Origin of the sequence: Wolbachia endosymbiont (group B) of Xylocampa areola (assembly GCF_964028205.1) — a bacterium.
In the GTDB taxonomy this organism is placed as follows: Bacteria; Pseudomonadota; Alphaproteobacteria; order Rickettsiales; family Anaplasmataceae; genus Wolbachia.
In genome coordinates this window covers 84,736-96,782 of sequence record NZ_OZ034771.1, presented here as the reverse complement: position 1 = coordinate 96,782, position 12,047 = coordinate 84,736, and the positions used below count along the sequence as shown (strand labels likewise).

10 protein-coding genes are annotated in these 12,047 nt (G+C 34.1%); 5 read left to right on the top strand and 5 right to left on the bottom strand.

The genetic code is table 11. The annotated features are described in order from the left end of the window. Nucleotides 1–60: 60 nt before the first annotated feature. A complete protein-coding gene (locus ABWU35_RS00420) occupies nucleotides 61–942 on the bottom strand; it encodes an FKBP-type peptidyl-prolyl cis-trans isomerase (protein WP_007302172.1) in 882 nt (293 codons plus the stop codon). Beyond that, nucleotides 935–1,717, bottom strand: coding sequence for a polyprenyl synthetase family protein (locus ABWU35_RS00415; protein ID WP_006014603.1), 783 nt, complete (start codon nucleotides 1,715–1,717; stop codon nucleotides 935–937). The genes ABWU35_RS00420 and ABWU35_RS00415 overlap by 8 nt, the downstream gene beginning before the upstream one ends. A 127-nt stretch (nucleotides 1,718–1,844) precedes the next feature. Between ABWU35_RS00415 and acpP the strand changes: the two genes are divergently transcribed. The 5 genes from acpP (at nucleotide 1,845) to thyX (ending at nucleotide 6,058) form a co-directional block, all read left to right on the top strand. Next, nucleotides 1,845–2,105: an acyl carrier protein gene (acpP, locus tag ABWU35_RS00410; protein WP_007302173.1), complete on the top strand. Its 261-nt coding sequence runs from the start codon at nucleotides 1,845–1,847 to the stop codon at nucleotides 2,103–2,105. 6 nt (nucleotides 2,106–2,111) lie between these two features. Then, nucleotides 2,112–3,374: a beta-ketoacyl-ACP synthase II gene (fabF, locus tag ABWU35_RS00405; protein WP_019236756.1), complete on the top strand. Its 1,263-nt coding sequence runs from the start codon at nucleotides 2,112–2,114 to the stop codon at nucleotides 3,372–3,374. Nucleotides 3,375–3,786: 412 nt separating this feature from the next. After that, on the top strand, nucleotides 3,787–3,924 hold the full coding sequence (locus ABWU35_RS00400) for a hypothetical protein (protein ID WP_158307661.1): 138 nt from the start codon (nucleotides 3,787–3,789) through the stop codon (nucleotides 3,922–3,924). A 4-nt stretch (nucleotides 3,925–3,928) separates the two neighbouring features. Further along, nucleotides 3,929–5,206, top strand: a complete 1,278-nt coding sequence (gene murA, locus ABWU35_RS00395; protein WP_012481905.1) for a UDP-N-acetylglucosamine 1-carboxyvinyltransferase — start codon at nucleotides 3,929–3,931, stop codon at nucleotides 5,204–5,206. A gap of 9 nt (nucleotides 5,207–5,215) precedes the next feature. Beyond that, entirely contained in the window at nucleotides 5,216–6,058 is an 843-nt protein-coding gene (thyX, locus tag ABWU35_RS00390; protein ID WP_007302176.1) for an FAD-dependent thymidylate synthase, read from the top strand. Nucleotides 6,059–6,082: 24 nt separating this feature from the next. Here the strand turns inward: thyX and ABWU35_RS00385 are convergent, their stop codons facing one another. From ABWU35_RS00385 to ABWU35_RS00375, 3 genes are all read right to left on the bottom strand, one after another. Continuing rightward, on the bottom strand, nucleotides 6,083–7,255 hold the full coding sequence (locus tag ABWU35_RS00385) for a hypothetical protein (RefSeq protein WP_264685548.1): 1,173 nt from the start codon (nucleotides 7,253–7,255) through the stop codon (nucleotides 6,083–6,085). 326 nt (nucleotides 7,256–7,581) lie between these two features. Further along, on the bottom strand, nucleotides 7,582–11,037 hold the full coding sequence (locus ABWU35_RS00380) for an ankyrin repeat domain-containing protein (protein WP_264684911.1): 3,456 nt from the start codon (nucleotides 11,035–11,037) through the stop codon (nucleotides 7,582–7,584). 9 nt (nucleotides 11,038–11,046) lie between these two features. Beyond that, on the bottom strand, nucleotides 11,047–12,015 hold the full coding sequence (locus ABWU35_RS00375) for a hypothetical protein (protein WP_264685547.1): 969 nt from the start codon (nucleotides 12,013–12,015) through the stop codon (nucleotides 11,047–11,049). Between the last annotated feature and the right edge of the window lie 32 nt (nucleotides 12,016–12,047).

The following is a 12,047-nucleotide window of genomic DNA, read 5'->3' as shown; positions in this document are numbered from 1 at the left end:
CTTTAAGTAATATAGAGCATTCAAGAGGTTTTATTTTTTCTTACTTCGTAATTCTTTAAGCTATTTTTCAATAGTAGAATTCAAGCTTAAATCAATTATTGAGATATTTTCTTCATCAAAATCTATTTCTTTTATTAATATACCAGTTAAAAGATCAGGTGGAGAAAGAACTGTTCTTTTATTACCAGCCCTCATTCCCACAACTCCAAGTTCTATAGCAAGTGGTATTTTTTTGTCACCAACCTTAAACTGCACTATTTGATCTTTGATTATATACTCACCATTATGTCTCTTTATGCTATATTGAACTGATATCTCATCGCCACATTTTACTCGCTTTCCAGTTTTGTTAATTAAGTCATTAAAAATCATCAGGTTATTTACTGAATCGGGATATTTATCTTTTACTTCAATCAGTTTGATGTAATAAGAGTTAAAACTCATTTTGTTGTCATCAGCAGCAATAGTAACTACACGCTCTCCGCCTTCTTTCATACCTATTACCCCTAAACTCACTTCTTTTAAGTAATCCTGACCTATTTTCAAATTGACATCAGTCGGAAGTAGCGTTGCTAGGTTGTTGGAGACTTTGTACATTTGTAGCAGAACTTCTTGGCCACAGAAAACTTTACTGCCACTACCTTCAGTAATTTCATAAAAGTTTATCATCTCTTCTTCTTTTTGCTGTGTTATTTCTTCTAAATATTCTGCTAACCCATGCTTTTCAATATAACGATCAAGAGCTGATTCAAGTATCGGCCTGACCAAATAACTTGCTATCATCTGTGTCAAACCACCATGTGTAGCATTTATTTCGTAAAGCTTTTCCCTTTTCTCTGGTTTATCTTTGTTTATATAAACAATCGTAATTATAAAAGCAGAAGCTAAAGTGAGAATCATTACTACAGAGATAAACATTTGTAATATAATTTTTCTAACCATCTTTTTTTACTTGATTCAATAAATCATATAAGTCACTAGTATTCCCTGAAAGCGTACTTAAATTATCTGAGGCCTGTTTAAAGAGACTATCTATATAGTTTTCCATTTCATTTTTTCCAAGCACGGACATTAAATTGTTTGTTTTATCTTGCTCATAATCTTCGATATCATCCTTGGCTTGAAAAATAAGCCCTAGATTTATTCCATAGTTATATAATGCTTCCCGCTCCTTGTCTGTAGCGCCTCCTATTATAGCCCCTATTTCACATGAAGCTGCAAATAGTTTTGCAGTTTTCATCAAATGAATTTCTTTTATTTTGTCAAAATCTGCACCTATATCTAAAATCTGCCCTCCCACCATTCCCTTCATTCCTATTGCTTGAGAGAGCACTTTTATGATCTCACAATTTAACAAAGATAATACCTCAAAAGCCAGGGTAAGTAATGCATCTCCGGCCAGTACTGCTGTTGCTTCACCAAATTTTTTGTGGCAGCTTGGCTGGCCTCTTCGAGTGTCACTGTTATCCATACATGGCAGATCATCGTGAATTAGGGAGTAAGCATGAATAAATTCAATTGCTGCTGCTGCTGTTATTGCTTTTTCAACCTTTATGTTGAATATCGACGAAGATGCTATAACTAAAAAAGAACGTATATGTTTTGCAGGAGCAAGAAGTACATAACGCATAGCTGATATAAGTTTATTCTCGCTATTTTCAGGTAAGAGCTTATTCACTTCTACAACAAGCAAATTTTTTGTTGTTTCGTCTAGCATTTTTAAATTTATTAACTATCGAGTGCTAAGAGATAGGAAGTTTTTAATAGTTTATATAATCATAAAAGCTATTGCAAACATCAAAATTTCTTATAACATCAGAGAATAGGTTATTTTTTAGTAAGAAATGAACGAATTGGCAAAAAGCACTAGAGAAGATATAGAAGAAAAAGTAAAGAAGATTATACTAGAGCACATCAGTAAGGATGTAGAGGGATTTAGTAGTTCTTCAAAGCTTTCAGACCATGGCACAGATAGTTTAGATGCAGTTGAAATAATCATGGCAGCTGAAGAAGAATTTGGTATAGAGATTCCTGATGAAGATGCGCAAAAAATGGAAACTATGGAACAGATAGTTGAATATGTAGTAAACAAAGCAAACAATTGATGTTGAATGAGCAAAAGAGTAGTAGTTACCGGTGTTGGCTTAATTACTCCACTAGCAGCAGATGTTAATAACACCTGGTTAAAGCTGAAAGAAGGTAAATCTGGCATAAAAGCAATCAGTACAGATAGGTTCAACTCTTCTGATCTTGCTTGCAGGGTTGCAGGACAGGTATCCTACAACGCTGAAAGCTGTTTTAATCCGCTAGATTATATTTCTGAAAAAGACCTAAAAAGAACAGATCGTTTTATTCACTACGGAATTGCAGCAGCTGTTCAGGCAGTAGAAGATTCACTAATTTTGGAAAATAAAAATATTAATAAAGAGCGAATAGGTGTAGCTATTGGTTCTGGTATAGGTGGTCTTCCATCAATTCAGGAAAATGTAATTACCATGCAGGAGAAGGGGCCTAGACGTGTTAGCCCATTTTTTGTTCCTGCAAGTCTAATAAATTTGATATCTGGTCATATTTCTATTAAATACGAATTTATAGGTCCAAATGACTCAGCGGTTACTGCATGTGCAACAGGTGCGCATGCGATTATAAACTCAGCAAGAGCTATAAAACTCGGTGAAGCTGACATTATGATTGCAGGCGGAGCAGAAAGTGCGTTATGCAGAGTTGGAATTGCAGGTTTTGCATCGATGAAGGCGCTATCAACTAAATTCAATGATAAGCCTGAAGAGGCCTCAAGGCCATGGGACGAAGAACGCGATGGATTTGTCATGGGCGAAGGGGCCGGTATATTAGTTCTGGAAGAATATGAACATGCAAAAAAAAGGGAAGCAAAAATATATGCAGAACTCACTGGATATGGACTCACAGGAGATGCGCACCACATTACAGCACCACATCCAGAAGGAAGAGGCGCACTTAAGGCAATGGAACTTGCTTTAAGGAGTGCACAAGTAAGCCCAAGTCAAATTGGGTATATCAATGCACATGGAACTTCAACAAAACTTGGGGATAAAGTTGAAGTAATAGCAATGAAGCAGTTATTCGGTGACTATGCCTATAAAATACCTGTTTCCTCGACTAAATCTTCTATAGGACATTTACTTGGTGCCGCAGGAAGTGTTGAAGCAATATTTAGTATCCTTGCATTAAACAATGGAATTGTTCCACCAACTTTAAACCTACACAAACCTTCAGAAGGGTGTGATTTAAATTTTGTACCACTTAAAGCTCAAGAGCATAAAATTCAATATGCGCTTTCTAATTCATTTGGTTTTGGTGGTACCAACGCGTCTCTCATCTTTGGAAAGGTGTAGTTAATTATGCTATTTTGAATCGACTACGAAAATGTCATTCGAGTAGCTGAAACTGGAATGGCTTTGTTGCATCGCTACCTATGAAAGGCTAACTATACAAGCAACTTATTGAAAATCTTATTTTTTTTGCAGTCAATCTGATCAAATTTAAGAATAGTAATTTATTGTTTGTATTAGTAAATTTAATTCTACTTAAAATAGCTAAAGCATTGAAATTCTTGAATTTTAGCTAGATTAGTGAATGGTAGTAAAATTTCTTTTACTCAAATTTAGATATTCACTGACCGTCCTTACTATAAATGCTAGAATAATAAGCTACTGATATTCTTCATCTTTTTTATCTTTAATCCGCCGTAGATAGCGATGCAACAAAGCCAACTGGAATCCAGTTAAATTGGTCAGCATAAAAGTAATGTTGAAATATAACATTTTGATGATGATGAAGAAATGGATCCCAGTGTCAGCTACTCGAATGACTGAAGAAGAAAAAGCAAAATTTTGCCTTTTACCGCTAACCTATTATACTTACTTGATAAGTTCTATCGCTTGATTAAATGCATAAAATATTAGTAAGAAGTAACCATAAGCCCTTGATTGGAAAAATCAAGATTAATGGTTCAAAGAATGCAGTCTTGCCAATAATGGCGGCAAGCTTGTTTAGTAATTCTTCAATAACTTTGCATAACGTACCTGATTTAATTGACGTGCATTTGATGTCTGAGCTGCTTAAGAGTCTTGGTGCAGAAGTAAATTTTATATGCAATAAAGACTATAAAGCAAATCATACTTTGGAAATTGACTGTAGCAATATCAATAACCATTTAATATCACATGAAATTGCAAGCAGACTGCGAGCATCTTTTTTAATGCTAGGTCCAATGCTCAGCAGATTTGGTAGAGTTTCAACAGTATTTCCTGGTGGATGTAATATTGGAAAACGTCCTGTTGACATTCATATCAAGGCACTTGAAGCAATGGGAGCTAAAATTGAAATTGATAGCTGTAATATAACTGCAACAACAAAGGGAAAATTGCAAGGCAAAGAAATAACATTTGAAAAAGTAAGTGTTGGCGCAACAGAAAACATAATCATGTCAGCAACACTTGCAGAAGGAGTAACAACAATAAACAATGCCGCAACGGAGCCGGAAGTTCTTGATTTAATAGAGTTTCTGAAGATTATGGGTGCCAATATTGAAGTTAATAATACAAAAATCACAATAGAAGGTGTTGAAGCATTAAATGGGTGTGAGCATAAAATAATACCAGATCGCATAGAGGCCGGTACTTATGCTTTGGCTGCTATCATTACCGACGGCGAGCTAAAGTTAGAAGGAGTAAGTTTGTCTGATATAGAATGTATTGCAAATGAATTGAAGACTATAGGAGCCAGAGTTGAGTTACATGATGATGGTATTATTATTTCTAGAAAAAATGGCTCTATTAAATCTGCTCACGTTGCAACAAATCCATATCCCAACTTTCCCAGTGATATGCAACCACAACTAATGTCTGCTATGTCAATTGCAGGTGGAATATCAATCATTGAAGAGAACGTTTTTGAAAGTAGATTTGCACATGCAAATGAGCTAAGAAAATTAGGTGCTAATATCAGCATCGAAAAAAATAAAGCTACTATAAGTGGAATAAAGAGCTTATCTGGAGCTAATCTGCATGCTAATGACTTAAGGTCAACAGCAGCTTTAATTCTCGCTTCTTTGGTAGCTAAAGGAGAAACTACAATAAATAACTCACATCATTTATGGAGAGGATATGAGGCAATGCACGAAAAACTCAATTCATGCGGGGCTGATATTTTCGTTTCATCTTGAGGATATATTATGAATGAGACAACTAAGCGAACTACAGTAAAAGAAATAGATGACATTCTATACGAAGAACATAAGGTATTAGATCATGGATTTGTTCGAGTAATTGATTATATGGGCTCTGATAGCGCCATAGTTCAAGCTGCTCGCGTTTCTTATGGAAAAGGAACGAAACAGATAAATCAAGATGAAGCGCTTATAAAGTATTTGATGAGGCATCATCATACAACTCCATTTGAAATGTGTGAAATTAAGTTTCACGTGAAACTTCCAATTTTTATTGCAAGACAGTGGATAAGACACAGAACTGCAAATGTGAATGAATATTCCGGAAGGTATTCGATACTTGATAATGAATTTTATATACCAGAACAGGTTGCAAAACAATCTGATAATAATAAACAAGGCAGCGGTGAAGCTTTTGACTCAAGTACTTCAAAAGAAATAATAGATTCTCTAATAAATGATTCTAATTTAGTATATTCTCATTATGAGAAATTTATTGAACAGGGCCTTGCAAGGGAAATTGCCCGAACTAATCTAACACTTAATTACTATACTCAGTTTTATTGGAAAATAGATTTACACAACCTTCTTCACTTTTTAAGGCTTAGAGCTGATCAGCACGCCCAATATGAAATTAGAGTCTATGCAGAAGTTATGTTGGACATAGTAAAGAAATGGGTCCCGCTGGCCTATAATGCTTTCATTGAATACTCCTTAAAATCAGCCTGTATTTCAAAAACTGGTCTTGAAATAATTCGCAAGCTAATAAAAGGAGAAAATGTTGCGAGAGAAGAAAGTGGCATTGGTAAAAGAGAATGGAATGAGCTGATGTCTATACTTGGTAAATAGCCAAAAAGATCGAGTTATGTCCTTTCACAGACTTGCAGGTGTGAGCAACAATTTATTCATACCTTTATCAACTGATATATCAATTATTTTTGAATTTGTTCTTTCTGTTGTTTCATAAAGTTTTTCAGCTTTCTTTGAAATCAGTGTTGCATTTCTAAGTCCAATATGAACTTCGCAATAATCTGCAAAATTTTCAACATACATATCATATGAATAATGGTTTACAGCAAGTTCCATTACCCTACAAACTTCCTCTAATGTAAAATTAGCAGCTCCTGTATCAGGACAAAAGCCAACCGCTCCTTTATTAGGGTCAAAAAATATGTATTTATCATTCTCTGCTTTATACACCAACATAGAATGCCCCTCATCCTCAATGACATCTTCTTCATTACAAGCATAGCAAAAATAACTAAATTCTAAGTAGCATCCTATCTTCACATCATTTAAGAAACGTTTGATTTGTTCTTGGTTAGTATAGACCCATACTTTTGTTGAAGATAGATCGTTACATAATTGCTTATATATTATCTCATCATAATAAAATGGATCTCCTTCTCGCTTTTCAATGCTCTGAATATCAAGAATAGGTAAGAATTGCGATAAAAACTGCATCATTAATAACTTTTTCGTTTGTTCTTTTTTTCCATCAATATAATTCATAAAATCTTGTTCAGATATAATATTATCAGACTCGAGAAATCCAACAAAATCTTGCCTATTCTCTAATTTTAGAAAAGTAACAAAGTAATTTAATGAGTGACATAACCCTCTTTCGAGAGAAAAACCTAAAATTTCTTCAAATCTATCTTTTAATTGTACAATTTTAGATATACTATCTGACATAAAAGTATTCAAATTAAATTGAATAGCTTTCTCACTTTCAAATAATTTATTATATTGTTCTTCAGCTGATAAATCCGGTGCTTTGTATACATATCTACCATTTTCTCTACGTATACCTTCTATATCTTTAATTATACCTTGTTCTACATTTTTACTGATAGAAATTTGGTGCTTTCCTTTATTGGCAAATTGATTTAAAAACTCCGCAATTTCCTGTTTTGAGAGTCTTGTTTCAACTTGTCCATCTTCTCTATCTTCAGTTTTATAAAACACTTTAACTCTAGGATGTTCCTTATCAGTATAGACTTTTAATACAATAGATTGAGCAATGCGATTAACATGTTTTGGCATATTGATTATTAAGATATTAACTATATATCTTAATAATAGTATAACCCACGCCACCTGTCAATTAATAAATTAATATTATTTATTATATAAAAAAGTAAATTACATAGTAGATTCCAGTGCTTGACACTGGAATCTAGGAATTTTGATTCTAAATTGGGTATTGGTCTAAAATTAAAATAAACGTTTGTGATGAGATTATATGAACACTGGATCCCAGACTGGGATGACAGGAGAAGGAAACGCCGGAATGGCAGGGGAAAGAAACACTGGGATGACAGTGAAAGATCTAATTCCTTATATCAATTAATTCTCATCCACCTTTTACATTACATAAACTCATCACTTTTATAGAACATCTCATTAAAATCATTCAAAATTCCAAAATCTTGATTTTTAATAAATAGATGCCCATCTGCAATATAGGACTCAGCAAGAGTAAATGGTTCATCATGATGCTGTGATGCTGGCCTAACAATTTCATTGTACAAAACCATTACTTGCTCATAATTGTATCCACTACCATCATGATATTTACCACGTATAGTGTCATAAAAATTTCTTACATCATCATACGTAACTTGCAGTTCTACCTTATATTTCCCTATTTCAACAGCCTCACCCACTTTGATTTTTAAAGGATGTTGTTTCACATTATCTATAACAATTGTTTCCTCTTGCTTCTCTTCATCTCCTCTTATCGATCTTTTACTCCTTTCTTCACTCGCAGGTTGATCTGCTGGCATTTGGTCTATATCGTTAGATTCTTCTTCTTGCATAGTAATTTTTTTGAGATAGCTAAGCATATCCTTTCCAGCTTTTTCCCAAGTTGCAGCTTCTTTTGAAAGCTCACGATAATAAGAATCATTACCGCCTTTGCTATCTATTACATCTCTTGCTAGTCCTTTCTCTTCTGCCCATAACTCAGCATGTTCAACAAGTGTCCTGCCATCTTTGCCTACAACGTCAACGTCAGCTTTGTTTTTTATTAGATATTCTATTGTATCTAACTTTCCATGCCTCACTGCATGAACTAAAGGTGTCCAACCATCATTATCCTGAGCATTAATATTCGCACCTTTTTCAACTAACTGCTCTATCATCTTCTTATTCCCAAGATCAACAGCAAGATGCAAAGGTGTTAAGCCGTAGCTATCCTGAATATCAATATCCGCATTATGCTCTATGAGATATTTAACTACTTCCATATTTTTCATGTACATGGCAAAATGTAGTGGAGATTTACCAGAGCTAATATCACGGGTATCAACATCTATACCACGATCTATTAAGTATTTAGCAATTTCCGTATGTTTTAGCTCAATTGCATAGTGCAGCAGTGTTTGAGCTGACGTGTTTTTGATACCAAGATCTGCGCCATGCTCAATTAAACTCTTAACTATTTCCGCATTCCCTAGCTTAATAGCAGCAAGTAACGGAAAAGTATAATAACTTTTACTATTAGGATCTGCGTTATGATCTAATAGATACTTCACTATTTCTGTATTACCTGAATAAATAGCACTGTATAATGGCGTTTTGGAATAAGCATCTTGAATATTAGGATTTGCACCACGATCTATTAAGTATTTAGCTATCTCTATATTTCCAGACTCAATGGCATAGTGTAAAGGTGTCTTATAATACACATATTTAGTATTAGTTTTCTGATAATAATTGTCATGAACATTAAGATTTGCTCCATGATCAATAAGATATTTTGCTACTTCCGTATTTCCTGACTGAATGGCATAATGTAGTGGCGTTTGTCCATTATGGTCTCTTGTATCAGTATATGAATTGTGTTTTAGTAGCATTGCTACTTTGCTTAAATCTCCCAATGAAGCAGCAAAATGTAAACTCGTCGCACCTGTTACCTTATTTATCTCGTTTACTTTTCCTATAGTGTTTTCTACATTATTGTCATCAATATTCACCTTTAAGAAAGGCTGTTTATTATACTTCATAACTTTTGTTGTAACAGCTTTTCCTTGTTCGTCTTCACTCACTTTTTTAGCAGGTTGCATAGAATCTTCTCTACTGACACTTTCTATCTTGGTTTTATCACCACTTACATTATGTACTGGGCTATAACCATATAGACCCTTGCCTGTACTTTGTTGGCTTGTTGAACTTTCAACACTGTTAGATTCAACAACATTATATTCCATATGTTGTTCACCACTCAGCTCAGCCTTAACCCATTGTTTAAATTCTTGATCATAACCTTTCAGCTCAGCCAAAAAATCCTCAAATAATTTATTACCTTGAGACCTATTTGCACCAGATTTAGAAAGGCTCTTGAGCAAATTATCAATCATATCTGGGTGTTTATCTTCAAGAAATTTGATCACTTGTTCAGCATCCGAATGATAATGTTCCCCTTTATTACTCCAAATATTATTGCGCAATATTTCATCTGGTTTGAGATCTTTATTTCTTATTGCAATCAAGGCCTCTTTATCTCCGTGGTCATTGACATGCCGACCATCTTCTAAACTTGCCATATAGTTAGCAACCCCTTCATGCATGGCCTTAGATAAGACATCACCTGTACCATAATAGGAATTAATGATAGTTAAGGCGTGCCCCAATTCGTGTTTTAAAGTTTTACACGAGTCATCAAATTGGTCTTGTAGATAAAAATAAACATGAACTTCTGAGCCACGCCCTTGAACTGTTAAGCCAGAAGCGCCTTTATAGTTAACGTTCAACTCCTTAAGATAATTTTCGTAGTCACTCTTTGTATTAAATACGAAAACATTAACTTTATTTGGTATGTTGTGCCAAGGCTGAGAATTATTAATGCCAAATGCTGAATCAAAATCTTTTATAGTACTCTCGATGGCATTTTTTACACTACTCAATTTGCTCTGAGTTAATTCCTCATCATCATATTTTATATTTATTTGAAGCTTGTGTTCGCCAAAAGTCATAACTTCACTATCTGGCACAAGATCTGCCACAATTTTATCGCCACTTTTTACATCCATCCACTGCTTAAATTCTTTTTCAACTTCTGAGTTATTCAAAAGATGTTTGAATTTTGATATCGCTTGTACTCTATCGAAGGACATTTCAGTAAGCAATTGCTTTATGAATTGAGGATGTTTTTCTTGTAGGAATGTCACTAAGCAATCTGATATTCTATAGTCGTTAGACATACTTGCTATTTTATATGGTGTATCATGCCCAGATTCATGCATTTTATTGTATGCTTCTTTTGTATAATGCATATCGCGAGTGCTTTCTTTTTTAGCTGCATCATAGCTCCACATGAAAAGCTTCATACCGGTACGTAAAACTTCAGGTACTGTATCCATATTACCGGTAGAGTACTCAAGAAATGCATCGCTCATTTTCTCCATTAAAATTTTAGATTTTGCGCAAAGTAAACCATTTACATCTCCAACAATAAAAGTCTTTGCTATCGTGCCGTCAGCTTCGTGTGCTCTTACTGTTCCACCACCCCATAATTCTCTATGGTCCTTACCACCTGAAAGTTCCTTGATGTGAGCTTTGTAATCATCGTAATTTTTCAGCACATAAAGCTGCAATTTTACTGGACCAGAATGAACGCTTTTTTGTGAATAGAAATTATCAGACCAGGCTCCGTAAGCATCTTTTACAGTTTGTTTTATATACTCAGGGGTATAACTAGCTAATCCCCCATATTTTACTTCTATTGTAAGCTGATCGTTTATTACTATACTTTCTTTATTTGGAAATAATTTTTTAATCAAAGTTTGTGATTTATCATATTCAGAATTTGTTTTAAATTTCATATTCACCTCTTAAAAATTTTCACTATAAATAAGTCTTGAGAAAAATGCGTTAACTGTAGATTCAGCCTTTACCTTGTTTTTGCATAACTGCTTAGATAGTTGATCATCGCGAAAAAGCAGATTCTTAGTATCGAGATATTTAGCATAGTTGCCAGCAGGTATTGAGTAGAAACCGCTTTCAAGTTCAAGATAAGAGCTGCTATTGAGAACAAAAAATAAATCGCTCTGGTCAAGCAGTATGTCATAACCAGAGCTCGTGCAATGTAAGTATTCATTGCCTTCATACTCTGCTATGTAGTACTTACTTGCATCAAGATCACCATCAAGCTGCAAAATTGCCGCTGAACATCCATTCCCAATACTATGGCCTTTTATTACTTTAAGTACTTTAATCTCATCATTTTCTATGAGTTCCCTTAACTTTTCATTCTTTTTATTTAATTCTTCCTCTGCTTTTCTTCTGTCTTCTTCTAATTTTGTTTCTTTTTCAACAAGCTCATTTTGTATTTGCAAAAACATATCTTGAACGGTTAAGCCATTTAGAAAGTAATCCAATACAATTGACACAAACGGCTGCAATTCACCATTATCTTCAAAGCTCTTTTCCTGCTTTTTGTCATATTGAGTGGGGTTATAGATTGCATACATAGGATAAAAGCCATAATTCACCTCGTCGAATGATAACTCTATCGAAAATCCGCTCTGATCAAGTGGAAGTTTAGTAGCTAAATATCTACCATTATTATCTCTGACATACAGCTCATTTATACCATAGTGCCCACTATATTTGTTGTAATAAATATAAAAATTCTCAGGATTAAGATTAAAGTAATCATCTAAATTGTTAGGTTTACCGAGCTTTTCACATAGAAAACTCTTGCTCTTATCTGTAAGTTTGATGCGTGTAGAGAAGTAACACCGATCTATTCGGTCACCTTTTTCTATTTCAAAGTCTAGGACTATTTTATCGCTAAACATACAGAATTTCCTCACATTTCTAATATTTATGA